General features: G+C 61.8%; 18 protein-coding genes, 1 tRNA gene and 2 riboswitches. Of the genes, 13 read left to right on the forward strand and 6 right to left on the reverse strand.

All coding sequences use genetic code 11. The annotated features are described in order from the left end of the window. Positions 1-1228 precede the first annotated feature (1228 nt). The 3 genes from ABIE53_RS01075 to ABIE53_RS01085 form a co-directional block, all read right to left on the reverse strand. On the reverse strand, positions 1229-1468 hold the full coding sequence (locus ABIE53_RS01075; protein WP_376914413.1) for a BPSL0761 family protein: 240 nt from the start codon (positions 1466-1468) through the stop codon (positions 1229-1231). Next, the gene (locus ABIE53_RS01080; RefSeq protein WP_192700417.1) at positions 1455-1790 is read right to left on the reverse strand and encodes a hypothetical protein; all 336 of its coding nucleotides are present in this window, start codon (positions 1788-1790) and stop codon (positions 1455-1457) included. The genes ABIE53_RS01075 and ABIE53_RS01080 overlap by 14 nt, the downstream gene beginning before the upstream one ends. A gap of 147 nt (positions 1791-1937) precedes the next feature. Then, a complete protein-coding gene (locus ABIE53_RS01085; protein WP_192700418.1) occupies positions 1938-2513 on the reverse strand; it encodes a DUF6471 domain-containing protein in 576 nt (191 codons plus the stop codon). Between the two features lie 683 nt (positions 2514-3196). Between ABIE53_RS01085 and ABIE53_RS01090 the strand changes: the two genes are divergently transcribed. The 4 genes from ABIE53_RS01090 (at position 3197) to ABIE53_RS01105 (ending at position 10799) form a co-directional block, all read left to right on the forward strand. Then, complete coding sequence (locus ABIE53_RS01090) at positions 3197-3703, forward strand: HAD domain-containing protein (protein WP_192700419.1); 507 nt, start codon at positions 3197-3199, stop codon at positions 3701-3703. Between the two features lie 2091 nt (positions 3704-5794). Further along, positions 5795-8311, forward strand: a complete 2517-nt coding sequence (locus ABIE53_RS01095; protein ID WP_192700420.1) for a TnsB C-terminal domain-containing protein — start codon at positions 5795-5797, stop codon at positions 8309-8311. 14 nt (positions 8312-8325) lie between these two features. Continuing rightward, the gene (locus ABIE53_RS01100) at positions 8326-9384 is read left to right on the forward strand and encodes an ATP-binding protein (RefSeq protein WP_192700421.1); all 1059 of its coding nucleotides are present in this window, start codon (positions 8326-8328) and stop codon (positions 9382-9384) included. Continuing rightward, on the forward strand, positions 9381-10799 hold the full coding sequence (locus tag ABIE53_RS01105; RefSeq protein WP_192700422.1) for a TniQ family protein: 1419 nt from the start codon (positions 9381-9383) through the stop codon (positions 10797-10799). The genes ABIE53_RS01100 and ABIE53_RS01105 overlap by 4 nt, the downstream gene beginning before the upstream one ends. Positions 10800-10902: 103 nt before the next feature. Here ABIE53_RS01105 and ABIE53_RS01110 read toward each other — a convergent pair. Next, positions 10903-10978 (reverse strand) — tRNA-Arg (locus ABIE53_RS01110). A gap of 310 nt (positions 10979-11288) precedes the next feature. Here ABIE53_RS01110 and ABIE53_RS01115 point away from each other — a divergent pair. After that, on the forward strand, positions 11289-12206 hold the full coding sequence (locus ABIE53_RS01115; protein ID WP_053858889.1) for a c-type cytochrome: 918 nt from the start codon (positions 11289-11291) through the stop codon (positions 12204-12206). 109 nt (positions 12207-12315) lie between these two features. Here ABIE53_RS01115 and ABIE53_RS01120 read toward each other — a convergent pair whose 3' ends face one another. Beyond that, positions 12316-12891, reverse strand: coding sequence for a hypothetical protein (locus ABIE53_RS01120; RefSeq protein ID WP_114156615.1), 576 nt, complete (start codon positions 12889-12891; stop codon positions 12316-12318). A 158-nt stretch (positions 12892-13049) separates the two neighbouring features. Further along, the gene (locus ABIE53_RS01125; protein WP_114156616.1) at positions 13050-15155 is read right to left on the reverse strand and encodes a UvrD-helicase domain-containing protein; all 2106 of its coding nucleotides are present in this window, start codon (positions 15153-15155) and stop codon (positions 13050-13052) included. Between the two features lie 418 nt (positions 15156-15573). On the opposite strand from ABIE53_RS01125, the gene ABIE53_RS01130 reads away from it, so the two are divergent. The 8 genes from ABIE53_RS01130 to ABIE53_RS01165 all read left to right on the forward strand — a co-directional run bounded on the left by ABIE53_RS01130 (position 15574) and on the right by ABIE53_RS01165 (position 26839). Beyond that, a complete protein-coding gene (locus tag ABIE53_RS01130; RefSeq protein ID WP_114156618.1) occupies positions 15574-16623 on the forward strand; it encodes an oxidoreductase in 1050 nt (349 codons plus the stop codon). A 207-nt stretch (positions 16624-16830) separates the two neighbouring features. Next, positions 16831-17181 carry a hypothetical protein gene (locus tag ABIE53_RS01135; protein ID WP_114156619.1) on the forward strand — a complete coding sequence of 117 codons (351 nt, stop codon included), beginning with the start codon at positions 16831-16833 and terminating at the stop codon, positions 17179-17181. A 110-nt stretch (positions 17182-17291) separates the two neighbouring features. Beyond that, a riboswitch (glycine riboswitch) is annotated at positions 17292-17391 on the forward strand. 56 nt (positions 17392-17447) lie between these two features. After that, positions 17448-17600, forward strand: a riboswitch (glycine riboswitch). A 78-nt stretch (positions 17601-17678) separates the two neighbouring features. Next, a complete protein-coding gene (gene gcvT, locus ABIE53_RS01140) occupies positions 17679-18797 on the forward strand; it encodes a glycine cleavage system aminomethyltransferase GcvT (RefSeq protein ID WP_114156620.1) in 1119 nt (372 codons plus the stop codon). Between the two features lie 71 nt (positions 18798-18868). Further along, complete coding sequence (gene gcvH, locus ABIE53_RS01145) at positions 18869-19249, forward strand: glycine cleavage system protein GcvH (protein ID WP_006050862.1); 381 nt, start codon at positions 18869-18871, stop codon at positions 19247-19249. A 70-nt stretch (positions 19250-19319) separates the two neighbouring features. After that, complete coding sequence (gene gcvP, locus ABIE53_RS01150) at positions 19320-22256, forward strand: aminomethyl-transferring glycine dehydrogenase (protein WP_114156621.1); 2937 nt, start codon at positions 19320-19322, stop codon at positions 22254-22256. 115 nt (positions 22257-22371) lie between these two features. Then, positions 22372-23502, forward strand: a complete 1131-nt coding sequence (locus ABIE53_RS01155) for an alginate lyase family protein (RefSeq protein WP_114156622.1) — start codon at positions 22372-22374, stop codon at positions 23500-23502. Between the two features lie 29 nt (positions 23503-23531). After that, positions 23532-24920, forward strand: a complete 1389-nt coding sequence (locus ABIE53_RS01160) for an L-serine ammonia-lyase (RefSeq protein WP_114156623.1) — start codon at positions 23532-23534, stop codon at positions 24918-24920. Positions 24921-25120: 200 nt separating this feature from the next. Next, the gene (locus ABIE53_RS01165) at positions 25121-26839 is read left to right on the forward strand and encodes a thiamine pyrophosphate-binding protein (protein ID WP_114156624.1); all 1719 of its coding nucleotides are present in this window, start codon (positions 25121-25123) and stop codon (positions 26837-26839) included. Positions 26840-26854: the final 15 nt, after the last annotated feature.

Here is a 26854-nt window from a genome sequence, read left to right on the forward strand (position 1 = left end):
GGCAGCGCTGAGAGTAAGAGGACGCGCCCTGACCGGCACGGGTCCGTCGCCTCGGTCCATGTGACACTAAATCCATGGCTCGAAGGAGGAGGTGCGTCGGACAATTCGCCGCTTGCGGTGGCGCGCCTTCCACGCGTCCACGGCTCTATAGCCGATGTCACGGGGCACGCTTCTTCAGCGCCGCATGCATCGGCATGCGAAGGGAGCCACAGCGTGACCGCATCACTGTCGACGTCTTGCAAGCCGCTCAGCAGCTGTCTTGCGTCCATTGAATTCTCCTGTTCCACCGGCTACATGGAATTCCTCCAACAGCCGCACCACCGCAAAGACATCTGCTAAGCAAGATGCCTGCAACTGTATGGAGGCGCCGCGCGGCGTGCCAGGATGAGAGACTCGTGTGGTCGACCTTTGCCTGACCTGGTCGTGGGCTTCCGTAGGCAGTCGCTGAATCGAATCTCATAGGCCGATTTAGGTGACCGACATTGATGCAGCAGCCCTTAGTATGCGACGCGCTGTCGTGACCACGTCATCGCCAATCAAGTACGGAACCCGAGCACGTCCAGCTTCCGACTGTGCGGCTCGCACACTGAAGTATGCGAACTTTCCCTCACATCGAACGTCGACCCGGTAGCTGGCCAAAAGTCGGTGGCCGGCAGCCGCGTCGAGATGCGTTTCGTGCACGAAGAGTGTGAAGCGGTTGGACACAGCATAGGGGCCACGCGGCGACGGCTCTGCGAGCGCGTGCAAGGCGCGCTGCCACGTTGAGCCACTAGGCTCTATGCAAGTTCCATCGCAGACTACGGTGAGGCTGTCGCCTGTACAGTCGCCTAGGTACACCGACACATCAGTTTGCATGTTTCGTCGCTGGCTTCTCTGAAAACGCCGGCGGTTGAGTTCCGGGGGCACGACCGACAGTCGCAAACTTGCAGTCACAGTGCGGCAAGGATGTACATGAACGCCTGACGCCGGCCACAAAATGCGTCCGACCGCCCAGGATAGTCGTCGGGAAGGCCTCACAAAGAATCGCCCGGACCTACCGTCGGAAATCCCGGCAATTTCTGCGTTGACTGCTTCACCTGTATCGCCGGCTGAGTCGAAGAAACAGTCGATGGAGCTGTCGCGATACACGTCTAAGCGCGAACCGCAGGGCTCCGTCGGTTTCTCTGCGGAACGTCCTTACGACGACAAACCGGTGACTCTCATAGCCACTGAACTCGCGTTGTACTGTTCACCTCTCTCGCGCTTCTGGAGGGCTCGCCCACCGCTGTGTCACATCCGGTTCTGCCCATACTGCCGGCACGGCACATGCCGATACCGAAATATCCAGCTCAACTGGATAGTGGCGCAAGAGCCCGATTGCCACTGTGCGTGTAAGGCCCGCAATCGAGATTTCGTCAGGAGCGGCGAGTATCTGCAGAAAGTGACGGGTGTCCAGAACCGCGCGGGTTCGTTCGTCAGGCGTCGTCATGCGGCACCTCCGGCTCAAAGAACTCCGTCATGTCAACATAGCTCTTGACGTCGTTGCGCTGGCACCAGACCGTCCATACGTAATCGGCAACACCGGCGAAACCACTGTTCCCGTGCAGCCGATACAAGCGACCGGTGCGAGTCCGGCCCACGCTTGTGTTAGCGTAAAACTCGTGGATTGGCGAGCTGACGCGACCACTGTAGGTCGCCGCGTTACGGCCCACAAAGTGGAATGTGCCATCCGGCACAATCATCATGACTCGCCATTCCGAAAGGTCGATTTCAGGCTCCGCCTCTAGCGGCTTTGCGGTCCAGACCGGCATGGCAACACCTGTGACGGTGTGACGCTACTGCTCTTCCTAGGCCTAACTCATTAGGCGGAGGGCTGCAACGTTGTGGGGCAGGAGTGCTGGCCGCGTGTGTTTTGCTTTTAGACCGGCTCTCGCGTGTGTTTTCACATGCATGGAAAACTATAGTCCTTCAATTGATTTATGCAAGGAGCCCGACGAAATCCCTTTCCATTCGGGAGGCTTGCCAGCGAGCGCCGCGGTGTTCAAAGAAGAGATGTCGAGGAAGAGATTGGTGCCCGCAAACCGGCAAACGGTCGCGCACTGAAAGAAAAGGGCTGCGGAGAAAGTGCCATCGTCCACCTGCGCACTGAGCGCTTCCGGCTGCATTTCAACACCGATTTCCGTCAGTCGTTGCGCAAGCTGTTGCCAGTCGAGCCAAGCTTGCTCGGCCAGAGCATGCTTGATTACCGCGGTGGCGCGGCTCTCCCATGTGCCCCCCTCCTTCAGAACGCGCGACCAGGCCGCCGGGCTATCCGCGCGCGAAGCCACCAGCGCCTGCAAGAAAAAACTGAATCGGAACGTACCTCGCTGGACCTTACCTTCAACCGAACGTGCAGACTCCCGCACTCCCAGTCGCGTGAGTTCGTTGGCGAGTTGCACGTAGCTCACGTCCTGTCGAGCCAACGCGACCCGGACGGCGCGCGAGGCAAGCTTCGCCCACCTGGCGTCCACGTTTTGTCCAACTTTCTCTTGCATTTGCGTCTGCACGTGCTAGGTTTGTGTGTGTAAACGCACGCAAGCTCTCAAGAAGTCAAATCCCTAGCGTAGAGCTCCGTTCGCGCCTCCGTTCATTCTAAAGCGGCCAGAGTCATCTTCGGGCGCGTGCTGCGAAAGCAGCGAAACTTCGGCAAGCCCAACAATGCGCTCTGTCCTTTATCTGGGTGTCGAAGGCGTGCTCCTCTCACGGCCTTCACATCACATTCCCCGATATCGGCTTGAGAACCCTTTCCAGGTTTCCGAGCCGGGACTACTGCCAAGCATCACAAGGCTGGTCGAGGGCCTACCGGACCTTTCGGTTGTTCTCAATAGCTGGTTGGTAGTGGACCTCGGGTATCGCCGCCTGGTTCAACTGCTCCCTGAAGAACTGGCCTCGAGGACAATCGGAGCGACGACCCCAGGCAATCGGATGCATCGGAAAGCAGTTGAGCGACAAACTCGTGTCGACTTGCTCCGGGCCGACATCCGCCGCAGAAGTCCGTGGCAATTAACCATCGTCGACGCATCAAGGAGCGCTATACCCTGCGAGTACGCGTCAAGAGCCGTGCTCATTCCTGAGCTTAGTCCGCCCCTCATCGACAAGGCTAGCAAAGAAATCGCCCAGCTGCTGACTTCCGAAATCACCTCAGTCGACGCTGTCGAATGATTGGGAAGGAGTCCATATGTTACTTTATTTGAACTTTGATGGTGTTCTGCATCCGGACCGTGTTGTCTATAAGGAAGGCTGCACTCCAACGCTCGTTGCTGAGGGACACGAGGGGCTCGAACATGCAGGCCTGCTGTCGCAGCTACTCGAGCCGCACGACGATTTGCGGCTTGTACTCAACACCTGGTGGACGTTTTATCTCGGACTGGACGCATGCGTTGAGATTCTCCCAGCGCCGTTGAGCCGCCGCGTAGTTGACAGTACTGTCGGGTACGCCACCAGCTACGACAGCATACCTAGCCGCGCGATTGAATTGGAAAGACACATCGCCACACACGGGCAGTGTTGCTTCGTTGTCCTCGACCACAGCAATGCACGCTACCGCCCTGAGTTGCTACCCCACCTCTTGCTCCTTGACCCCGATGAGGGCTTGGCACCTCTGGCTGCAAGACGTAGTCTTGCGAGGCGGCTCATAAAAGTCGGACCGAACGGCACGGCTAATTCATGTAGCAACCCTAACTAAGTGCGGAATCTTTCGCTCTTGTTGCGACGCCAGTACATACCTGTCAAGACCCGCGTCGCGCCGGTCATCTAAATCTCGCAAAAAGCTAAAACGATACGCAGAGTGTCATGAGTGAAACAATCTGTATTGGTCAGCTTCTTTAGATTTTTATGCTGCACTGCCAGCACGGCGCGACGTAAACCATCCAAAAAATGACTTTCCATGGCGAAGCTGACGTCGTATTATTCATAGCAGACACCAACGGCAGGAGGAGTCGCAACCAGCGAGCAACCAACGAACATGGAAAGCCCATTGGGCCCAGCGACCGCGACTCTTTTTGTCTGGACAAAAAGAAGGGGCCGCGAAGCCCAAGCGAACTTGAACCAGCGGCCCCTGTCGACTCCTTTCGGAATCGTGCCTTAGCAACATGATTCTCTCACGTGAGACGCAGAGCGTCAAAGGAGTTCGCACGTCCGCAACGAACGTGGAATTACGCCAAATGACCTGCAATTTCGTGCAAATCCGTCTAACCTCGCCTAATTTCAGACCCACCAGCCCGCCTCGTACGCTTCGGCGGGAGTGGCGGCAGCGACCCCGGTCCTGTCCCCGTATTTCTAACGCGCCTCCGCGCTGTCTTCGCACCTCCGCCCCTCCCCCGTTTGGCCCCTTCTCCAGTCCCCCACTTCCTCTGAACGCCCCCGGCAGAGCCGCCTCCAGTCGTCGATTTTGGACCTAATGGTTTATCGACCTCATCTGACCTGACAGGCTGGTACGCGTAGTCGTACTAAGCATATTTCGGCCGGACACATTATGTCCCGGCTGGGTCGGCGCATACCTTTCCGCAGGCTGTCGGCCCGACAGCCGCGGGGAGCGCTGACGACTTTAGGTATGGCCAACGGAGCTGACATGCACACCGAAACAGCCAAAGACTTCTCAGACGACTGTGACCTCCTACTCGCTAGCCTCGAGCACTTTAGAGATGGCGCGACGGTCGCCCGCAGCACCTTGCACCTTCCTCCAGATAGGTCCGTGGGCAAGCGCGGAATGCCTAGTCGGCCGCCGTCCGCATCCCACTCTCGCTCGCAGGTTCTTGTGACCGTGAAGGGACGTCGTCGGGAATGTCCGCGAAGCATCAAGCGCCTCTGCTTGAGCACAGCGGCGGCCAAATCGGAGGATAGCGCCCGCGTATCTGCCCTATCCGTTTCGCCGCCACCGCCTGCGCCGCGTCAACAGTACGTGCCCAAAAGACCACTGCTCATTAGGCGCTGGCACGGCGAGCAGGTTTATGAGGTGAGCGTTATTACGACTGAATCTCTTCTTGCGCGCGACTGGACGGAACCGGGCGATGCCGTCTTCCCCTGGTCCAGCATTTTCCGACGCTCGAGCCCGTTTTGCCTCGTGTCGACAAATCGGACTTTCAAGAACTGGAAGTTCTCGCTGCGTTCTCGAAGTACGGACGAAATCAGGAGTTCAATCGACGGCTGGCTGGCCGCTGAGCTGGCGAGACGAATCAGGCCGTGGGACGAACAGCGCGCCAATGCAGTCAGGTCGCTTATCGAACTCCGATATGAATGGACCGACGCCTTCGTGCGTCTGCGCCCGGTGACTTCGACCACGGAGGACCTCCCCGTGGGCACCCGCGACGAGTTTCTCGAACGCAGCTCCTACCTATTGCCAGACCAGAGACCTTCCAGACCAACGGGACCCGCATCGCCTCGCAACGTCCGCGACGCGCGATAGGAGAAGACCATGTCAACCAGCCTCCCTGTGGTGGCTCCGCTGAAATCCAGATGGCAGCAAATGGAGACTCGATGGTACGAGGAGAGCCCTATTGGAACTGCGCCGCCACCTTACTCGGACGCCGAATTGAGAGAAGAGTTTGAACGGTGGGGAACGCCTCTTGACGGGCAGGCCTACATTTGGGAGGCCCGGGGTAGATGTCCTTCACGAAAGGTCCAATCCCGCCGAGGTAACGTCATTTCTCACTACACCTCGCGGAAGATGCGACGGCGGGTGGTAACCGAAAGTCGCAAGCCTGAGTTCGGCGCAGTAGTGAGATACGATTTCGACGGGACCACGCGTGAGTATTACTGTCAGCCGCCGCAAGTCCGAGTGAGCGTCGAGACCGAACGCAAGCACTCTGATGGTACCTATACCTACTACCAGGCGCCCACGCCTTACACGCCGGACATCCTGCGGCTGACGCCATACGGTATCTTTGTCGATGAGTGGAAGACAGAAACGGACCTCGAGCGCCTTGAAGAAAAATACCCGAGGCGCTTCTTCAAGGATGATGACGGAACGTGGCGATGCCCGGAGCGGGAAAGGCACTTTGCCTCCATGGGCATAACCTTCTGCTTGCGCTCTGGGAACGAGAACGGAGGCATATTCGTCTCCAATCTGGAGTTCCTCGACGACTACCTGTGCGACAGGTGCGCCCCGCTGACCGACAATGCGTGGCGCGCCATTCAAAAGATTACAGGCGAAGCATGTCCAATGACATTGGGCCTGCTCCTCACGCATGCCTACCCAGAGCAAACACCATGGGGCGAGCCTCTCCTCGTGGACACTCCGCCACATGCGTTTCTCGTCGACGATGTCTATAAGGCAATCGCGGACCATCTCCTGTTTGTGGACCTTGAGTATGACGACCTCAGCGAAGCACACGACGTCATTGTATGTAACTCCCGTGCGCAGCTCGACGCCCTTCAGTTCAACAGGCCAGCACCGAAAGCTGTCAGCGAGGAAGTGGCATTTTCCGTCGACATGGGCACTGAGTTCATGTTCAAGGGGCGCACCGAGGTCTTTGAAGTCTCTGTCGTAACGTCGGACTCCGTGCATTTCTTTGACCAGCAGTCCCGCAACGGCTCTCTAATGCCTGTGTCCGACTTCGAGCGGGCAATCTTTCGCAGGGAAGTGGTTCTTCTCTCATCACAACCATCGACCGATGAGCGCCTCGCACAAATAGAAGCTCTTACGGAATATCAGATTATCGAGGGAAGAAATCGGCTCCTGATGGCTCGGGACTTCGAGCTTGGTAAAGAGGTCCGTTGCAATCTTTCAAAGAGGCAGGTCCAACGAATACGAAAGGCAATTCGTGAGGCTGGGGACGCAGCGTCTGCCCGGCGAAGAGCTGCAACGCCGAAGGCCAGAAGCGGGGGGCGCTGCCAGACCTCAAAAAGACAGCGCGAACTGATTCAGGAGGCGACCGAACGGGGCAACAACCCCACCAATGCGGGCGGCCGGGCTTCATATCGGGAGTACAGAAAACTTAGCACCGCAGCGAAGGTGCCCCTTGTGTCACAGAAGACCTTCTACGCACACCGCAAGAAGTTCATCGACGTAAAAGCGCGCCGTGGCAGCAGGGTCGCCTACAACGAAGAGCCAGCCACTTGGTATCTCAGTCGTGAAGACAAAATACACGGGGGCCGTCCCTTCCACCGGGTACATATCGACCACACGAAGCTCGACGTATTCATCAGCATACGGGGCAAAGGGGGCAGGATATTCAGAAAGCGCCCGTGGCTGACCATTGTGATGGACGCGGAGACCCGGGCGGTGCTCGCTTTCTACCTGTCAATTCATGCACCGAGCACGGTCAGTTGCATGATGGCTATTCGAGCGATGGTCCGGGTGTTCAAGCGTACGCCCTCCGCGATTGTTGTCGACAACGGTAAGGAGTTTCATTCGGCCGCATTCGACCGCCTCTGCGACCTACTCCATATCACTCTGCAGTTCCGCCCGGCCCACGATTCTCGCTTCGGAGCAGTGATAGAAAGGCTGTTCGGCACGACCAATACAGAACTTATTCACAACCTGGTGGGCACCTCCAAGGCGCTGCGCGACGTTCGCACAGTCACGCGGTCCGTCGACCCGATTCGCGCTGACCTTCTGACATTCCCGCAGTTGCATGCCCTTCTCGATAGGTACTTCTTTCGGGACTACAACCAACGGATTCATCCGGCCCACGACCATGCACCTATCGAGTACATGCACCTTCGATTCGCTGCTACTGGTCGCCGTCTCGCGCGTCTGACTCCGTACGATACGTACTTCTACATCTTGACGTGTATCCCGCCTTCCAAGGGAAGCACGCGCATGCTCGACAAACAGATGGGCATAAAGATTAGCCATGTCTGGTATTGGGCCGATAAATTCGCCGACAAGGCAGTACGTCCGCAGAACCTGGAAGTTCTCGTCGACATGTGGGACGTGAGCATTGCCTACGCGTTGCTCAACGGCGAATGGGTCCGCTGCCGCTCCAATCTGCTCATGAAGTACCGCAAGCTGACCTACGTCGAATGGGGCTATGTTGGGTACGAGGTTCGTATGCGGATGCGTGGTGAACCTGATGAAAAGCTCGAGGAGGTGCTTTATGCGGTCATCAGTGACCACGCTCTTCCCGACGCAGCTTCCCTGACAGCAGCCACTCGCCAGGTCTATGGCGATGCACTTCTCATCGACGACCACGAAACCCAGCAAGACGCAAGCCTCGACATGCCCATCACGGCGCCCGCAGCAATCGACCCGCCGGATGACGACAGCGTCATGCGCGTCCCCGTGCCAAAGCCGATGAAGGGCCGGCTCAAGATGAACTACGACAGCCTCCCCACGTCCTGTCCCGTCTAACTCCTGGAGGTTCTATGAGCTCAATCAGCTTCGAACAGGCTTTGAACGGAAGTCCCAGTCAAAAGGGTGAGTACCTCAAGTCCCTTCGCTTCATGCACCGAAATCTCACAAACGTCGTGAACGAGGTCGAGAGGCACATGATTCCTGGTTCCGGGCTCTCCGTCACTATTGTCGTTGGACCGACCGGTGTCGGAAAATCCACGTTTGCCGGCCTCGAGACGGAGACACTGCTTAAACCTTATGACGTGGAGATACGCGAGAACCCCGGCGTAATCCCGGTCGTACTCAACGAGGTCGATGCTGCGGACGGAAAAGATATCAACTGGCGATTGTTCTATCGGCATCTTCTGGATGACCTCCATGCGCTCGCCCCGGATTTCCCCAGCGGACCCACTTCCGCCGGAAAGACCGCTGACGGCGTTCGAGATTATCGGCTCCTGTTCGAACAAGCACTTCGTTTTCGGAAGGTTCGTCACCTCATACTCGACGAAGCCGTGCATTTCGTCGACTCGAAGACGGAACCGCTTCAATACGGCAATCTTCTCAAGTCTCTCGCCAACCGCACGAGTTTGAACCTGCTGCTCATCGGTGCATATGGCTCCGAAAAGCTGGTCCGCGCTAGCGGACAACTGGCCCGTCGTATCGGCGTCGTCCACTTCCCACGGTATTACGAAACTCAGGACGACTTCGACGCGTTCACCAAGTTCGTCAAAGACTTCTCCAGCCACATCCCGTTGCCATTCGAGGTCCACCTGGAGAACTACGTTGAGCGGCTCTTCTACGCGCACCTCGGCATGCCGGGGTATGCGGCTAACGCCCTTATCAAGGCGGTAGTTGCGTGTGCTTTTGAAGGCAGCCAATCGTGGAAGGACGAGTACGTTTGGAGCGCGCTTCCCACCACGGCGGAATACGAAACTATCGCTTTGGAGACCCTGAGCGGGGAGGAAAATGTCAAACCCTATCTCTCGTCGACTCACCCGATTAACTATCCGAACGAAGCGGAGCTGCTCGCCAGCCTTGCGACCAGGAAAGCACAGACCGGTGGCAACAACCAGCGAGGGCGCGCCCGATGAAAAGTCCGTTCCGTACCACATTACCCGGCGGTTGGCCTGAAGACGCGCCGCCACGGTCGATTCTTTATAGCCTCCCGCCTTACGGATGCTCCGGCGAGGACCGCGAAAGCCTAGGTAACTACATTTTGCGCCTAAGCGCTGCCCATGATATGGCGCGCTGGACGCTGACGAATAGAATCATTGGACCCGCCGCCCAGGAACTCTTCGGCGTCAGCAGCGACCGAATGGCTCGGGACGTTGGCCGTGCCGATTATGGCCTCATCGTTTCAAGCCATACGGAGCAAGCGCATCAATGGGCTCATACGTTGAACGCGCTCACACTGCGCACCAACCTTCAACTTTGTACACTGCTGCCGCTCAGAGGAGTCGTTTCGGCGTTCGTGCTGCTATCTGATAAGCGCCGTTTCTGTCCGCGTTGCTATGAGGACGATTTGCGAGGACAGCGTGACTGTTACGACCGCTTACTTTGGAGCATCGAAGCAGTGGCGGCTTGCCCATTGCACCGCATGAAGCTCGTTAATCGGCCCAAGCTGAAACGGCGGGCTTCAAATTTGGGGCAGGCCGAATCGCCATCCCGCCAAGTCACAGAAAACGCCAAGTTGATAGAGTCGGCCCCGCTGTTGCCTGCGTCAGACTATGAAGTCGAAAGCGCGCGTCTTATTGCGGAGCTCCTTGATGACGCAGTGGTCTTTGCCGACGCCGGGCACGCGACGACCGCTCAGTCCGCGTTCCTCACGCACGCGGTCGACACTCTCTTCAAAGGGAAGTATGCACCCTTCGCTGCGCATCTCCGCGTGAGCAAATCGCAATTGCACGGCTGGATGAAAGGACAAGTCCGTATGAGCCTCCCACGTCTGGCACTCGTCGCGTACTGCTGCGGCTGTGCCATCGCGGACATATTGCTTGGCAACAGGGTAATGCTTTCGCTTCTACCGGCACCGCGATGCCAGAACCGTCGTCTTATTGCTAGTGGCGGCGAGGGGGCCAAGCGGCCGAAGGAGGACCTTCGCAGGGAACTCGATGAATTGATTCGTGACGGCCGCGTCAACAACGCGACGGAAGCAGCGCGGACTCTGGAGGTCTCGTCAAAATTTCTGCGGCGGAACTTCCCCATTGAACAGGCGCTCCTGGTCCAGAATGGTAAGGAAATTGCAGAGGCGCGCCGAAAGGCGACGACTGCCGAGTTCGACCAAGTCTATCTCAGCGAGCATAGAGCGCTTTGGGACGCGGGCGTCTATCCAGCGCGTAGGCGGGTACTCGAGCGCATGCACGGAAAAGTCGAGTCCATGGGAAGGCGCGAGAACGCTGAGAGAGCCCAGCGAAAAGCACATGCTGAGACAGGTGTAATGATTGCGCGAGTTGGAGGCGGAGCGTCGAGTCGCCAAAGTCGTGGACGAACGGAGATAAAAATCTAAGACGGGACTTTTTATAGACGTTCGTGCAACCTACTGATGTCGTTTACGACATCAGTGGCGAAAATCCACAAAACAGGTAGATCGTCGCAACCCTCGGGAGGGTTGGTGCGCCCGGCTGGGATCGAACCAGCAACCCCTGCCTTCGGAGGGCAGTACTCTATCCATTGAGCTACGGGCGCTTCGACTTGACAGCGCGGCAACCAGAAGAACGGCTGCGGCGCCAAAGCGAGACCGAAAGGATACCCGGTTTCGGCCATACCGTCCACCGGACGGCCTCCGCGGCCTTTCCCTGCTCCCATCCCGCCACATTCACGCGCCTCCGCATGCCTACCACGCCACTTCGCACGATGCGGGTAAACGCCTGCTGAACAGCGCGCCGCGCCTCTCGCCGCCGTCGAAAGCTTCCGTCTATAATCGTCCGTGGCTGATCAAGAACAAGAAGTTGCCGTCGCGCTGTACCGCTCACATACCCACGGAGACGAGACAAGCATGAGCGAAGCACCACACGGAGCCCCGATTAAAACCCCAGGACAGCTCATCGCCGCGGTCATCGCCGGGTTTGCTGTGCCGATCATCATCATCGTTCTGCTGGCTTACTACGTCGACAATTCGACGCGCACCGGCGCCGGCACCGACAGTCTCTCCGAAGCCGAAGTCACCGCCCGCATCAAACCACTCGCCCAGGTCGACGTTCGCGACGCCAACGCGCCGCGCGTCTACAAGACGGGCGAGGAAGTCTACAAGGCGGTCTGCTCGGCGTGTCACGCGTCGGGCGCAGCGGGCGCGCCGAAGTTCACCAACACGGCCGACTGGGCGCCGCGGATCTCGCAAGGCTTCGACACGTTGCTGCATACGGCGCTCGCCGGCAAAGGCGGAATGCCCCCGCGCGGCGGCACGAGTCCCGACGATTACAGCGACTTCGAGATCGCCCGCGCGGTTGCGTACATGGCGAACAACTCGGGCGCGAGCTTCCCTGAACCGGCGCAACCGGCATCAGGCGCCGCGGCGGCGTCCGCTGCGACGGCTGCGACCGCGGCTTCCGGTGCGGCGGCAGGCGGCGCGTCCGACGCAGGCGCGGCTCAGGCCGCCGCAGCGATGGCCGCCATGGCGAGCGTTCCGCAAACCGCCGCGGCGCCCGCAGCCGGCGCGACGCAAAGCGCTGATGCATCGCAAGCGGGCAAGGCCTTGTATCAGCAGGTTTGCCAGGCATGTCACGCGGCCGGCGTGCTCAACGCACCGAAGTTCGGCGACAAGGAAGCGTGGGCGCCGCGCCTGAAGGAGCCGATGGACACCGTGTACAACTACGCGCTGCACGGCAAGGGCGCGATGCCGCCGAAAGGTGGATCGAATGCGTCGGATGCGGACGTGAAGGCCGCCGTCGATTACATGGTCAGCTCCGTGAAGTAACGCACCGAACAGCTTCGCGGCTTTTGCCGCGCCACGAAAATCCCTGCACCGCGTGCACCTACGCGGGCAGGGATTTTTTCATGCGGCGGCGTTGTTCAAAACCAAGCGGTCAAGCGTCCGCGCCCGGGGCGGGACGGCTGAACGCCTCGACGAATGCGAGCCTCGGCGCACTGCGCGCATGCCCCGCAAAACGCGCGTGCAACTCGGCGGGCGCGAGCCACGGATAACTCAAGCCTTCCTGCAACGCTTCGAGTAACGCGCCGTCGGCATCGGGCACGACGTCCATGCGCGCGATGTGGATATGAAAGCGGCTCACGGCGGGCGTGTCGTCGAAAGTCCATCGATACACGCCGTGCCCCACGCGCAATGCGCCGGCCGCCGGTTCGCGCATCAGCACGAGCCAGGGCAGCGGGTCGATCGCGCCGTCGCGCACCGTCAGCGAGTCGCACACGTAATACGTGCGGCATCGCGTGTAAGTCGCGCCGAAATCGGTGACGAGCGTTTTCGTGATCGCGTCGAGCCCGAGCGTGCGGGCGGGAAACGCGATCGTCGACGTGGCGAGTGAAATGGTGAGCTCGGCATCGGACGCGAATGCGTCGGCCATGCGCTGCGGGCGCGTATTGTCTTTTGCGTCGATGTAGGCTTCGAGCGCGCGAATGTAAGGCGCGTGCGGCGGCAAGGTCATGCGGGCGATCTCCGGTTGGCATGCTCGAAGGCGCGCGAGTAATGCGTCTAACGCGACCAACTAGCCGCGCCACTGTAGCGCGCGCATCCGCGAAACCAGCCGAAGCACCTTTGCTCAGCGTGGTCTTGCGGACTCACGATAGCAAGCCACGCCGCGCGTCATGGCTTCTGCAACAGCGCCTTCAAGCTCGCGAGCCGGTCTTTCGGCGACATCGGCGCTTCTTCGGGCGTCGGCGGCGGCGCATCGTCGAGCAGCATCTCGGGGATAAACCGCGACGGCTCGCACACCACCGTCTCTCTTGCGCGCTTGCGCTTCTTGCACCAGTTCAGATGCAGGCTACGCTGCGCGCGCGTGATCGCCACATACATCAGACGGCGCTCTTCCTCGATGCGCCCGTCGTCGATCGGCTCGTCGTCCGCGCCGCCGCGATGCGGCATGATGCCTTCCTCGACGCCCACCAGAAACACATGCGGATACTCGAGACCCTTCGACGCGTGCACGGTCGAAAGCCTGACCGCGTCCGGATCTTCTTCGCGGCCTTCGAGCATCGACATCAAAGCGACCGTCTGGATCAGACCGAGCAGATTCTTGCCGGTATCGGTGAGACCGTCGGCCGTGTCGTAACCGGTAGCTTCGCCATTCGCCGACCCAGCCGATCCCGAATCGCCCGGCTCAGCCTTCGTGCCCTTGCGCTTTAACCATTCGATGAACTCGAGCACGTTCTGCCACTTCGCCTGTGCCTGGCGTTCGTCGAATGCATCGTAGAGATACGCTTCGTAGTGGATCGCGTCCATCAACTCGTCGAGCAGCGTGCCGGCCGCATCTTTTTCGGCGCGGTCGGTGAGGCGCTGCATGAAGTCGCAGAACGCGCGCATCGGTTCGATCTGACGCGGCGACAGGCGCGCCTCGATGCCGCCCATGTACACGGCCTCGAACAGCGACACCTTCGCCTGGCCCGCGAACGACCCGAGCGCTTCGAGCGTCGTATTGCCGACGCCACGCCGCGGCGTGGTGATCGCGCGGATGAACGCGGGGTCGTCGTTCGCGTTGGCGATCAGGCGCAGATATGCGCAGATGTCCTTGATCTCGGCCTTATCGAAAAACGACTGACCGCCCGACAGCACATACGGAATCCGCTCGCGGCGCAGCACCTGTTCGAAGATGCGCGCCTGGAAATTGCCTCGATAGAGAATCGCGTAATCGCGGAAGTTCGCGCGCCGCTCGAACTTGTGCGCCGACAGACGAAATACGACGGATTCGGCTTCGTGCTCCTCGTCGTTGCAACCAGTCACCGTGATCGAATCGCCCATGCCGTGCTCGGACCACAGCTTCTTTTCGAAGAGCTTCGGATTGTTGGCGATCACATTGTTCGCGGCCGTGAGAATGCGCACCGTCGAACGATAATTCTGCTCGAGCTTGATCACATGCAGCTTCGGAAAATCCTTGCCGAGCTGCGCGAGATTTTCGAGCGTCGCGCCGCGCCAGCCGTAGATCGCCTGGTCGTCGTCGCCCACGGCCGTGAACGCGGCGCGCGGGCCGGCGAGCTGCTTCAGCAATTCATACTGGCATGCATTGGTGTCCTGATACTCGTCGATCAGCAAATAACGCAGCTTGTTTTGCCAACGGTCGCGCACCTGCTCGTTCTTCGCGAAGAGTTCGGCGGGCAAGCGGATCAGATCGTCGAAATCCACTGCCTGATACGCGTGCAGCGTCGCCACATAGTTGCGATAGACGATCGCGGCCTGATGCTCGTCTTCGTTCGCGGCAATCGCCATCGCCTCGTCGGGCATGATCAGGCCGTTCTTCCACAACGAAATGATCGACTGGATCTTGCGGATAAAGCCCTTGTCCGTCGAGCCGACCTGTTCCTGGATCATGCCAAAGCAGTCGTCGGAATCCATGATCGAGAACTGCGGCTTCAGGCCGACGTGCTCGGCTTCCTGCCGCAGAATCTGCACCCCGAGCGAGTGGAACGTGCACACAGTCAACTGATTGACGGGCACCTTGCGGCCTTCCTTGCCGGGCGTCGTGAGCGTCTTGCCCTGGAGCAGCTTGCCCACGCGCTCGCGCATTTCCGCGGCGGCCTTGTTGGTAAAGGTGACGGCCGCGATGTGGCGCGGCTCGAAGCCCTTCGCCTCGATCAGGTGCGCGATTTTCTGCGTGATCACGCGCGTCTTGCCGCTGCCTGCGCCGGCGAGCACGAGACACGGCCCGTCGAGATAACGGACCGCTTCACTTTGAGCGGGATTGAGGCCTGCGGACATCGTCTGTAGATGGGGTGTTGCGGTTGAAATGCGGCTGCGAGGACGCGGCTATGAAAGGCGCGGCCCTCGGGGAAACGCGCCGTTAAAGCGGCGCTCACGGCGCCGCGGCACAGTCTTGCAGCAAGTCGCGAAGCGAGCGGAGTGGCCGCCCGGCGCGCGCTGCGACATACGCGCCGCGCGTGATCTGAAGCCGGTCGACGCGCCCAGGTTCGCGCGAGAGGAGCGATGCTAACACGGATGAAATCGGCGGATAAATTCGGCCGACGAATCGCATCGGGCACACGGCCGCCACCAGCCAGCGCGAAAATCTCACGCGATTCGCCGACGCTCCGTCGCCGCGCGCCCATGCCACAATGACGGCGTTGCGCGCCGCCGCCGCGGTGGCAAAGCGGCGCGCCGTTTTTGCAGGAAGACACGCATGTCCGCATCGCTGAAAATGGGATTGATGGGTTACGGGTTCGCCGGCGCGACCTTTCATGCGCCGGTGATCGCGCACTGCGGCCGCGCGAGCGTCGCGGCTATCGCCACTGGCAAGCCCGACGCCGCGCTCGCCGACTATCCGCACGCGAAAGTCGTCGCCGACCTCGACGCGCTGCTTGCGCTCGACGACATCGACTGCGTCGTGATCGCCACGCCGAACGACACGCACTTCGACCTCGCGCGCCGCACGCTGGAAGCGGGCAAGCACGTCGTCGTCGACAAACCGGTGACGCTCACCGCCGCAGACGCGCACACGCTCGCCAACATCGCGCTCGCGCGGGGCAAGCTGTTCGTGCCGTTTCACAACCGCCGCTGGGACGGCGATTTTCTGACCGTGCGCGATCTGCTCGCGAGCGCCGAGTTGGGGCGCGTCACGCACTATGAATCGCATTTCGACCGCTTCCGGCCCGAAGTGCGCCAGCGTTGGCGCGAGGAAGCGTCGCGCGGCGGCGGTCTGCTGTTCGACCTCGGGCCGCATCTGATCGACCAGGCGCTCGCGCTGTTCGGCGCGCCGCAGACCGTGGCGGCAACGGTGCGCACGCATCGCGATCAGGCGAGCGCACCCGACTACGTGCATATCCAGTTGGGCTACGGCGCGTTCGAAGTCGTGCTGCATGCAAGCGCGCTGACGGCGATCGTCGCGCCGCGCTTCGTCATTCACGGCACGCGCGGCAGCTACGTGAAATACGGGCTCGACACGCAAGAGGACCAGTTGAAAGCGGGCCTGCGTCCGGGCGACGAGGGCTTCGCCGCCGGCAACGCGGCAGGCACGCTGCGGGTGCTCGACGGCGATCGCGAAGCAGAGCGGGAAGTGCCGACGCGCAATGGCGATTACGCGGGCTTCTATATCGCGCTCGCCGACGCGATTCAACACGGCGTGAAGTTCCCCGTGAGCCCGCAAGACGCCGTCGATGTGATGACGATCATCGAACTCGCGGCGCGCAGTTCCGACGAAGGCATCCGCTTGCCGTTCGAACGCATTCGTTAAACGCCCAGGCCGGCGCGAAGCGAAGCATCTCGCACCTCGCGCCGGCAAACCTCGACAGGCGACAGGCAAGCGACCGGCAGCCGACTGACAAAACCGCAAGCAATATAACGTTACAAATCGGCCGGCCTTTGGGGTCAGCGTGAGCGAGCCGTGATCCGTTGCTACGTGGGTAGCATCGCAAAACGACAACGACTTCACGGAGAGTCCATGCCACGTATCATCCGCGCGCTCGCCGCATGCGCATTGCTCAGTTCCCTCGCCGCCTGTGTGGTCGCGCCGCAGCCCGAACCGGCGCCGCGCCCGAACCCGCAGCAGATTGCCGACAAGCGGCTGCGTCAGGTCGACGGCCGCATCGACAACCTGAGCCGCCGTATCGACAATCGCGTGAATCAGGGCTATTACCCGCCGCCGCAAGGGGGCGAGCTGCATCATCGGCTCGAGGTGATCCGGCGTGAAGCGCACGACATGGCCGCGCAGCACGGCGGCGGTCTGTCCGCCGACGAACAGCGCGTGCTCAACGAGGAACTCGACGGCGCTGCGCGCGCGATCGGCGAATGACGGCGAGCCGGCGCTAGATGCCGGCTCCAGGCCGCTCCCAAAGGCGGCGCACCAGCCCTTCTGCGGACACGCCCTTTATTTGACAAGCCTCCGGGCCTCGCGTACATTCGCCGCACGCGTCGGGAGAGCGCGCTGGCCGCTGAATTCGCAGGCCGCGCCGCCGAAGGGGCACACCCGGAAACTCTCAGGCAAAAGGACCGACCGCGTCGAAAAACTCGCGCCCACGTAACAGCCAGGCAATACGCTGGCAAACATCGAGGCGCGGTTTTTCGCACTCTGGAGAGCGGCAGTAGCCGTCTGCGTCGCACACGCCGCGCAGACCCGGCAAGCTGCCCACCGAAGGGGCGCGCGTTCACCGTGGCGAATCCATATCGCCACGGCAGCGCAATCTCTCAGGTATCGAGGACAGAGGGGCCATGCAGCACCACGCTCGCCGCTAAAGGCGCGAGGCGCGGCGCCGCATGGCCTTTTTTGTTTCGCGAGACGCCCGAGGCCCCATGACCGAACTCAAACACACTCCGCTCAACGCCACCCATCGCGCGCTGAATGCCCGCATGGTCGATTTCGGCGGCTGGGACATGCCCGTCAACTACGGCTCGCAGATCGACGAACACCGCGCGGTGCGCACCGACGCGGGCATGTTCGACGTCTCGCACATGTGCGTCGTCGATTTCACCGGCGAGCGCGTGCGTGCGTTCTTCGAATACGCGCTGGCCAACAACGTCGGCAAGCTGCAAACACCGGGCCGCGCGCTCTACTCGTGCATGCTGAACCCCGACGGCGGCGTGATCGATGATCTGATCGTCTATTACTTCGGCGAAGATCATTTCCGCGTGGTCGTCAACGCGGGCACCGCCGACAAAGACATCGCGTGGTTCAATCAACTGAACGAAGGCGGCTTCGGCCTGACGATCACGCCGCGCCGCGATCTCGCGATCGTCGCCGTGCAAGGTCCGAACGCACGTGAGAAGGTCTGGCAGACGGCGCCCTCCCTCCGCGCCGCCACTGAGGCGCTGAAGCCCTTCAACGCCGCGCGCATCGAAACCGCGCCGTTCGGCGAGCTGACCGTCGCCCGCACCGGCTACACCGGCGAAGACGGCTTCGAGATCATCGTTCCTGCGGACCACGTGGTTGCGCTGTGGAACGCGCTGCAAGCGCAAGGCGTGCGCCCCGCCGGTCTCGGCGCGCGCGACACGCTGCGCCTCGAAGCCGGCATGAATCTGTACGGCCAGGACATGGACGACAACACCTCGCCGCTCGACGCCGGTCTCGCGTGGACGGTCGACCTCGCTTCGCCGCGCGAATTCGTCGGCAAAAGCAGGCTCGAACTGGACGGCTCGAAGGCCGCATTCGTCGGCCTGATCTTGCGCAAGGAAAACGGCAAGGCCGCAGGCGTGCTGCGCGCGCATCAGAAGGTCGTCACGCCGCACGGCGAGGGCGAAATCACCAGCGGCACATTTTCCCCGACGATGCAGGAATCGATCGCCTTCGCGCGCGTGCCGCAAGGCGTGCAGCCGGGCGACACGGTTCATGTGCAGATTCGCGACAAATCCGTTCCTGCAAGCGTGGTAAAACTGCCGTTCGTGCGCAACGGCAAAGTGCTCGCGGCGGCCTGAGCCTCCGCAAGCCACCGGCGCGCGCGTCCCTTATCCAGTCACTACCGAATCACACCGCATAGGAGCATCCGATGAGCATCCCGGCCGATCTGAAATACACCGAATCGCACGAATGGGTCCGCACCGAAGCGGACGGCACGCTGACGGTCGGCATTACCGACCATGCGCAGGAAGCGCTCGGCGACATCGTCTTCTTCGAAGTCCAGGAACTGGGCAAGACCGTGACCGCCGGCGACACGGTCGCGGTGATCGAATCGGTGAAAGCCGCGTCGGACATTTACGCGCCGGTCTCGGGCGAAGTGATCGAAGCGAACAGCGCCGTGTCCGACTCGCCGGATTCGGTCAACAGCACGCCGTACGAAAGCTGGCTCTTCAAGATCAAGCCGGCCGCGGACGCCACGCTCGACCGTCTGATCGACGCCGACGCGTACACGAAGTCGATCGGCGCCTGATTCACCTCTCGTCTAACCGTCAGGTGCGGCGCGCCCTTCGCGCAAGGACAGTCGCACCGCCAGGAACACCATGAAGCTCGAACACCCGGATCGTCTGATGAACCGCACTCCTCTCTCGCTTGCCGCGCTCGAAGTGCATGACGCCTTCGCCGAACGGCACATCGGCCCGGATGCGGCCGACCAGCAGGCCATGCTCGAAGCGTTGGGCTTCGCGTCGCGCGCCGCGCTGATCGACGCCGTCATTCCGAAGACGATCCGCCGCACCGAGCCGCTGCCGCTCGGTCCGTTCACGCAACCGAAAAGCGAAGCGGAAGCGCTCGCCGCATTGCGCGAACTCGCGGACAAAAACCAGGTGTTCCGCTCGTACATCGGGCAGGGTTATTACAACGCGCACACGCCGACGGTGATCCTGCGCAACGTGCTCGAAAATCCGGCCTGGTACACGGCGTACACGCCGTATCAGCCGGAAATCTCGCAAGGCCGACTCGAAGCGCTGCTCAACTTCCAGCAGATGGTGATCGATCTGACGGGGCTCGCGATTTCGAACGCGTCGCTGCTCGACGAAGCCACCGCCGCAGCCGAAGCGATGACGCTGCTGCAACGCGTCGGCAAGCCGAAGTCGAACGTGTTCTATGTCGCCGACGACGTGTTGCCGCAAACTGTCGAAGTGATAAAGACGCGCGCAACCCCGGTCGGCATCGAAGTGAAAGTCGGCCCCGCAGATGAAGCCGCGAACGCGAACGCATTCGGCGTGCTGCTGCAATATCCGGGCGTGAACGGCGACGTGCGCGACTACCGCGCGCTCACCGAAGCGATCCACGCAGCGGGCGGCCACGTGGTGGTCGCCGCCGATCTGCTCGCGCTGACCGTGCTGACGCCGCCGGGCGAGTGGGGCGCGGACGTGGCTGTCGGCAACACGCAGCGCTTTGGCGTGCCGGTTGGCTTCGGCGGTCCGCACGCGGCGTATCTCGCCGTGCGCGACGAATTCAAGCGTCAGATGCCGGGCCGTCTCGTCGGCGTGACCGTCGACGCGCAAGGCAATCCCGCGCTGCGTCTCGCGCTGCAAACGCGCGAACAACATATTCGCCGCGAGAAGGCGACGTCGAACGTGTGTACCGCGCAAGCGCTGCTCGCGATCATGGCGAGCATGTACGCGGTTTATCACGGCCCGCGCGGCCTGAAGACCATCGCGTTGCGCGTGAACCGCATCGCCGCATTGCTCGCGGAAGGCGCGAAGCAGCTCGGCTACACGCTCGTCAACGAAACGTTTTTCGACACGCTCACGTTCGACGCGGGCGCGCGCACGCAGGCGCTGCACGACGCGGCCAACGCGAAGCGCATCAACCTGCGCCGCGTGAGCGGTACGCAAGTCGGCGTGTCCATCGACGAAACGACCACGCGCGCCGATCTCGCCGATCTGCTCGCGGTGTTTGCGCAAGCCGCCGGCGCGCGCGATGTCCCGCAAGTCGACGCGCTCGACTCTGCGCTGACCGCGTCGAACACCGCATCGGTGCCGGCATCGCTCGAACGGACGAGCGCGTACCTCACGCACCACGTGTTCAACCGTCATCATTCGGAAACGGAAATGCTGCGTTATTTGCGCAGCCTGTCGGACAAGGACCTCGCGCTCGACCGCTCGATGATTCCGCTCGGCTCGTGCACGATGAAGCTAAACGCGACCTCGGAAATGCTGCCGGTCACGTGGCCCGAGTTCGGCCAGATTCATCCGTTCGCGCCCGCTGAGCAAACCGTCGGCTACCGCGAAATGATCGATCAGCTCGAAGCGATGCTGGTCGCGGCAACCGGCTATGCAGCCGTGTCGCTGCAACCCAACGCGGGCTCGCAAGGCGAGTACGCGGGCCTGCTGATTATTCACGCGTACCACGCGTCGCGCGGCGAAGCGCATCGCAATGTCTGCCTGATTCCGGCTTCGGCGCACGGCACGAACCCGGCTTCGGCGCAAATGGCGGGCATGCAGGTCGTGGTGGTTGCGTGCGACGCGCAGGGCAACGTCGACATCGAAGATCTGAAGAAGAAAGCCGATCAGCACGCCGACAAACTCGCGGCGATCATGATTACGTATCCGTCGACGCACGGCGTATTCGAGGCGAACGTGCGCGAAATCTGCGAGATCGTGCATGCGCGCGGCGGCCAGGTCTATGTGGACGGCGCGAACATGAACGCGATGGTCGGCCTGACGGCGCCGGGTCAATTCGGCGGCGACGTCTCGCACCTGAATCTGCACAAGACGTTCTGCATTCCGCACGGCGGCGGCGGCCCCGGCGTCGGTCCGGTCGCGGTCGGCGCGCATCTCGCGCAGTTCCTGCCGAACCAGATTTCGTCGGGCTATGAGCGCGCGCCGAACGGCATCGGCGCTGTGTCGGGCGCACCGTACGGCTCGGCGTCGATCCTGCCGATCTCGTGGATGTACATCGCGATGATGGGCGCGAAAAACCTGACCGCCGCGACCGAAACCGCGATCCTCAATGCGAACTACGTCGCGAAGAAACTCGCGCCGCATTATCCGGTGCTGTATTCGGGCCCCGGCGGACTCGTCGCGCACGAATGCATTCTGGATTTGCGTCCGATCAAGGAAACGAGCGGCATCACCGTCGACGACGTCGCGAAGCGCCTCGCGGACTACGGCTTCCATGCGCCGACCATGAGCTTCCCGGTGCCGGGCACGCTGATGGTCGAGCCGACCGAATCGGAATCGAAGGAAGAACTCGACCGTTTCATCGAAGCGATGATTGCGATCCGCGAGGAAATTCGCGCGGTGGAAGAAGGCCATTCGGACCGCGAAGATAATCCGCTGAAGCACGCGCCGCACACGGCCGCAGTGGTGATCGCCGACGACTGGAAGCACACGTATGCGCGCGAAACGGCCGCGTATCCGCTGCCCACGTTAATCGCGAAGAAGTACTGGCCGCCGGTCGGCCGCGCGGACAACGTGTATGGCGATCGCAACCTGTTCTGCTCCTGCGTGCCGGTCGCCGATTACGAGTAAGCGTTGCCTTCGGCGCGCGTTACCCGTGCTGATAGACGGGCGGCGCGCGCTTCTGTCGCTCCAGGCCGCAAACGGCTAACATCACACACCAAATCAGCCCAACGAGGAGTTTCGCATGGTGCGAAAGGTGCGATTGATGCAAAGCCTGGCCAAAGCGACGCGCATTCATATGCGGCGGCAAGCGGGCGCCATGCTGTTCGCCGGCGCCGCCGCGTTGCTGCCGCTGCGGCACGCGTACGCCGCAATGAATTTTTGCGCGGCGCCCGCGTGGCAAACCAGCGAGCGCACGAACGCCGATCCCGGCGTGAAGGCGTTGGTGAGCAATGTGCAGGCGCATCTGAACGACCGGCCGCACGCGCAGGCCAAGCTGCACACCGAAGGCACGCTGCCGCACGAGGGCATTTACGATCAGAGCGTCGAGGCGGAAAAAGATCTGGACTTGCTGCGCGACGCCGCGCTCGCGTGGCGCGCAACGAGCGACGACCGCTATCTCAAGCTCGTCGATCGCTTGCTGTACGCGTGGGTCACGACTTATCAGCCGAGCTTCAATCCCATCGACGAAACGCATTTCGAAGGGCTGATTCTCGCGTACGACATGACCGCGAGCGCGCTGCCCGTGAAAACGCGCAATGCGTCGATGGCGTTTCTGACGAAGCTCGCGAACGGCTATATCGCGCAGATCGACGAGCAGCCGCGTCCATTGAAAGGCAATTACCGGAACAACTGGCAAAGCCACCGGATCAAACTGATTGCAATGGCCGCCTTCACGCTCGACAACCGCAAGATGATCAACGCGGCGCAGCGTCTCTTTGTCGAGCATGTCGGCGACAACATCGAGCCGAATGGTTCGACCGTCGATTTCGCCGAACGTGATGCGCTGCACTACGTCACTTACGATCTGCAGCCGCTGGTCACGGCCGCCGTTGCGGCGCGCCGCCACAACCGCAACTGGCTGCCGGAGAAGGGCGCGAACGGCGCGTCGCTGCAAGCTGCCCTCAACTGGCTCGCGCCGTATGCGGCCGGCAGCAAGACGCACGAGGAATTCGTGCATTCGAGCGTCGCCTTCGACGCCAAACGTCGCGAAGCCGGCTTGCCCGGCTACTCGGGTCAATGGGACCCGAAGAACGCGACGGAGCTCTTTCATCTGGCGGCGCGTCTCGACGGACGCTATACGCCGATCGCGCTGCAACTTGCAGCAACGCCGCCCGCATGGCTTGCCGTGTGTTTGCCGATGCCGGCGCGCTAAACCAACATTTCATCAGCAGGGAGCAGTCAATGGCAGTCAGTGTGTTCGATCTCTTCAAAATCGGCATCGGTCCGTCGAGCTCGCATACGGTCGGGCCGATGCGCGCGGCGCTGATGTTCGCGCAAGGGCTCGAACGCGACGGGCTCCTTGCGAACACGGCCTCGGTGAAGGTCGATCTGTACGGCTCGCTCGGCGCGACGGGCAAAGGTCACGGCACGGATCGCGGCGTGATGCTCGGTCTGATGGGCGACGCGCCCGACACAGTGAATCCCGACACGATTGCAGAGCGACTGGAAGCCGTGCGCAGCACGCGCAAGCTGGCATTGCTCGGCACGCATGAAATCCCGTTCGTGCAGAAGGACCACATTTCGTTTTACCGCCAGGCGCTGGCCGAACATCCGAACGGACTCAAGCTGCGCGCGTTCGACGCAAACGGCGAGACGTTGCGCGAATCGACGTATCTGTCGGTAGGCGGTGGATTCGTTGTGACGGCCGGCGCGCCGAACACGAAAGTGCTGGCTGCCGTCGATCAATTGCCGCACTCGTTTCGCAGCGGCAACGAGTTGCTCGCGCTGTGCGAATCGACCGGTAAAAGCATTGCGCAATTGATGTGGGACAACGAGCGCGTCTGGCATACCGAAGAAGAAACGCGCGCGGGCCTGCTGAAAATCTGGAACGTGATGCAGTCGTGCGTGTCGCGTGGTTGCGGCATCAACAATCCCGACGCGGACGGCAATCTGCCGGGCCCGTTCCAGGTGAAGCGCCGCGCGCCGCAGCTCTATCGTGCGCTGTCGGGCAACCCTGAGCTGGCGTTGCGCGATCCGCTTTCGATGGTCGACTGGATCAACCTGTATGCGATCGCCGTCAACGAGGAAAACGCCGCGGGAGGGCGCGTCGTCACCGCGCCGACCAACGGCGCGGCGGGCATCATCCCGGCCGTGCTGCATTACTACACACGCTTCATGCCCGGCTCGAATGAGCAGGGCGTGATCGACTTCCTGATGACCGCGGCGGCTATCGGCATTCTGTACAAGCTGAACGCGTCCATTTCCGGTGCCGAAGTGGGGTGTCAGGGCGAAGTGGGCGTCGCGTGCTCGATGGCCGCGGGCGCGCTCGCTGCGGTAATGGGCGGCACGCCGAGGCAGGTCGAGAACGCGGCCGAGATCGGCATGGAACACAATCTCGGGCTCACGTGCGATCCGGTCGGCGGCATGGTGCAGATTCCGTGCATCGAGCGCAATGCAATGGCATCGGTGAAAGCGGTCAACGCGGCGCGCATGGCGTTGCGCGGCGACGGCAGTCACTACGTGTCGCTCGATTCGGTCATCAAGACCATGCGCGAGACCGGCGCGGATATGAAGACGAAGTACAAGGAAACCTCGCGCGGCGGTTTGGCGGTGAATATCGTCGAGTGTTGATGGGCGATTCGATGATCGCGGCGTATCGAAACGCGGGCTCTTCGGCCCGCGTTTTTGTTTGCGCATTCGCGGGGCCATGTCCGCGGCGTGACCATGCATTGCGCTGCGCCGTGACACTGCACACGCTGTCGGCGTAAGCTGTCGGGGCTCACTTGCACTCACTGCACTCACCGCACTCACTGCCTGGAGGCCCCATCGCAATGTCGCTGCCGAATGCTCCCGTTTCCGATTCTGCCGCCGCTCGAACGACCGGCGCGCGCCTCGTCGTCGATGCGTTGCTCACGCACGGTGTCGAGCGCGTTTTCTGTGTGCCCGGCGAGAGCTTTCTCGCGGTGCTCGACTCACTGCACGACGAGACCACGCGCATTCAGACGATTGTCTGCCGCCATGAAGCGGCGGCCGCGAACATGGCCGAAGCGGTCGGCAAGCTGACCGGCCGGCCAGGCGTCGCGCTCGTCACGCGGGGACCCGGCGCGACGCATGCGTCCATCGGCGTACACACCGCGTTTCAGGACTCGACGCCGATGATTCTGCTGATCGGCCAATGCGCGCGCGAGCATCTCGACCGCGAAGCGTTTCAGGAGATCGACTATCGGCGCATGTTCGGTCAGATGGCGAAATGGGTTGCGCAGATCGACGATCCGAAGCGCATTCCCGAGTATCTGAGTCACGCGTTTCACACGGCGACATCCGGGCGTCCTGGACCTGTCGTGCTGTCCTTGCCCGAAGACGTGCTGAGCGATGCATGCGACGCCGTGCCCGGCGCGCCGGCTTATCAGCGAGTGGCGGCGTCGCCGTCGGCGGCACAGATCGACAGGCTTCGCGAACTGCTCGAGCGCGCGCAACGGCCAATGGCCATTGCGGGCGGCAGCGGCTGGACGTCTCATGCATGCGCGGACCTGCAACGCTTCGTCGAGAACTGGCAATTGCCGGTTGGCCTCGCGTTCCGCTTCCAGGACACGCTCGATAACGAGCATCCGAACTATGCCGGCGATGTCGGGCTCGGCATCAATCCGGCACTCGCGCAGCGTATCCGCGATGCCGATCTGCTGCTCGTGCTCGGGCCGCGACTCGGCGAGGCGACGACGAATGGCTACACGCTGCTCGACATTCCGAAGACCAAGCAGACGCTGGTTCACGTTCATCAGGGCGCGGAAGAGTTGGGACGCGTTTATGCGGCCGATCTGCCGATCGTCTCCGGCATGCCGGAACTGACGGCGGCGCTGGCGGCCTTGAAGCCGTCGGCCGAAACACTCGCATGGAGCGGCGCGGCGGACGAAGCGCATCGCGCGTATCTGGAGTGGCGCAAGCCTCGCCCGATTCCCGGCGATGTGCAGATGGGCGAAGTCATTCAACAGTTGCGCGCGCATCTTCCTGACGACGCGATCCTGACCAACGGCGCAGGCAATTACGCGACGTGGCTGCATCGGCACTTTTCGTATCGGCACTACCGCTCGCAACTTGCACCGACGAGCGGCGCGATGGGCTACGGCGTGCCTGCGGCGATCGCGGCGAAGTCGCTCTATCCGCAACGCGCGGTGGTCGCGCTGGCCGGCGACGGCTGCTTCATGATGGCTGCGCAGGAACTCGCGACGGCGATGCAATACGACTTGCATGTGCTTTTCATTGTCGTGAACAACGGGCACTTCGGCACGATCCGCATGCATCAGGAACGGCATTATCCGAACCGCGTGCATGGCACCGGGCTCACGAATCCCGACTTCGCGGCATTCGCGCGATCGTTCGGCGCACACGGCGAAACGGTGGAACGTACCGAAGATTTTCTGCCGGCGTTGCAGCGTTCATTGGAAGCGAAGCGCGCGGCGGTAATCGAGGTTCGCATGCCGCAGGAAGCGAGTACGCCAGGCGCGACGCTCGAGCAGATTCGGGAGCAGGGGAGGAAATTGCGCGGGGAATAGAGAAAGGCCCCGCCT

The sequence above is a fragment of the Paraburkholderia sp. OAS925 genome (assembly GCF_040543975.1).
Taxonomy (GTDB): Bacteria; Pseudomonadota; Gammaproteobacteria; order Burkholderiales; family Burkholderiaceae; genus Paraburkholderia; species Paraburkholderia graminis.

Excerpts from the sequence above, each read along its gene's own strand:
- ABIE53_RS01075 (WP_376914413.1), bottom strand. The coding sequence starts at position 1,468 with ATGACGACGCCTGACGAACGAACCCGCGCGGTTCTGGACACCCGTCAC.
- ABIE53_RS01080 (WP_192700417.1), bottom strand. The coding sequence starts at position 1,790 with ATGCCGGTCTGGACCGCAAAGCCGCTAGAGGCGGAGCCTGAAATCGAC.
- ABIE53_RS01085 (WP_192700418.1), bottom strand. The coding sequence starts at position 2,513 with ATGCAAGAGAAAGTTGGACAAAACGTGGACGCCAGGTGGGCGAAGCTT.
- ABIE53_RS01090 (WP_192700419.1), top strand. The coding sequence starts at position 3,197 with ATGTTACTTTATTTGAACTTTGATGGTGTTCTGCATCCGGACCGTGTT.
- ABIE53_RS01100 (WP_192700421.1), top strand. The coding sequence starts at position 8,326 with ATGAGCTCAATCAGCTTCGAACAGGCTTTGAACGGAAGTCCCAGTCAA.
- ABIE53_RS01105 (WP_192700422.1), top strand. The coding sequence starts at position 9,381 with ATGAAAAGTCCGTTCCGTACCACATTACCCGGCGGTTGGCCTGAAGAC.
- ABIE53_RS01115 (WP_053858889.1), top strand. The coding sequence starts at position 11,289 with ATGAGCGAAGCACCACACGGAGCCCCGATTAAAACCCCAGGACAGCTC.
- ABIE53_RS01120 (WP_114156615.1), bottom strand. The coding sequence starts at position 12,891 with ATGACCTTGCCGCCGCACGCGCCTTACATTCGCGCGCTCGAAGCCTAC.
- ABIE53_RS01125 (WP_114156616.1), bottom strand. The coding sequence starts at position 15,155 with ATGTCCGCAGGCCTCAATCCCGCTCAAAGTGAAGCGGTCCGTTATCTC.
- ABIE53_RS01130 (WP_114156618.1), top strand. The coding sequence starts at position 15,574 with ATGTCCGCATCGCTGAAAATGGGATTGATGGGTTACGGGTTCGCCGGC.
- ABIE53_RS01135 (WP_114156619.1), top strand. The coding sequence starts at position 16,831 with ATGCCACGTATCATCCGCGCGCTCGCCGCATGCGCATTGCTCAGTTCC.
- gcvT (WP_114156620.1), top strand. The coding sequence starts at position 17,679 with ATGACCGAACTCAAACACACTCCGCTCAACGCCACCCATCGCGCGCTG.
- gcvH (WP_006050862.1), top strand. The coding sequence starts at position 18,869 with ATGAGCATCCCGGCCGATCTGAAATACACCGAATCGCACGAATGGGTC.
- gcvP (WP_114156621.1), top strand. The coding sequence starts at position 19,320 with ATGAAGCTCGAACACCCGGATCGTCTGATGAACCGCACTCCTCTCTCG.
- ABIE53_RS01155 (WP_114156622.1), top strand. The coding sequence starts at position 22,372 with ATGGTGCGAAAGGTGCGATTGATGCAAAGCCTGGCCAAAGCGACGCGC.
- ABIE53_RS01160 (WP_114156623.1), top strand. The coding sequence starts at position 23,532 with ATGGCAGTCAGTGTGTTCGATCTCTTCAAAATCGGCATCGGTCCGTCG.
- ABIE53_RS01165 (WP_114156624.1), top strand. The coding sequence starts at position 25,121 with ATGTCGCTGCCGAATGCTCCCGTTTCCGATTCTGCCGCCGCTCGAACG.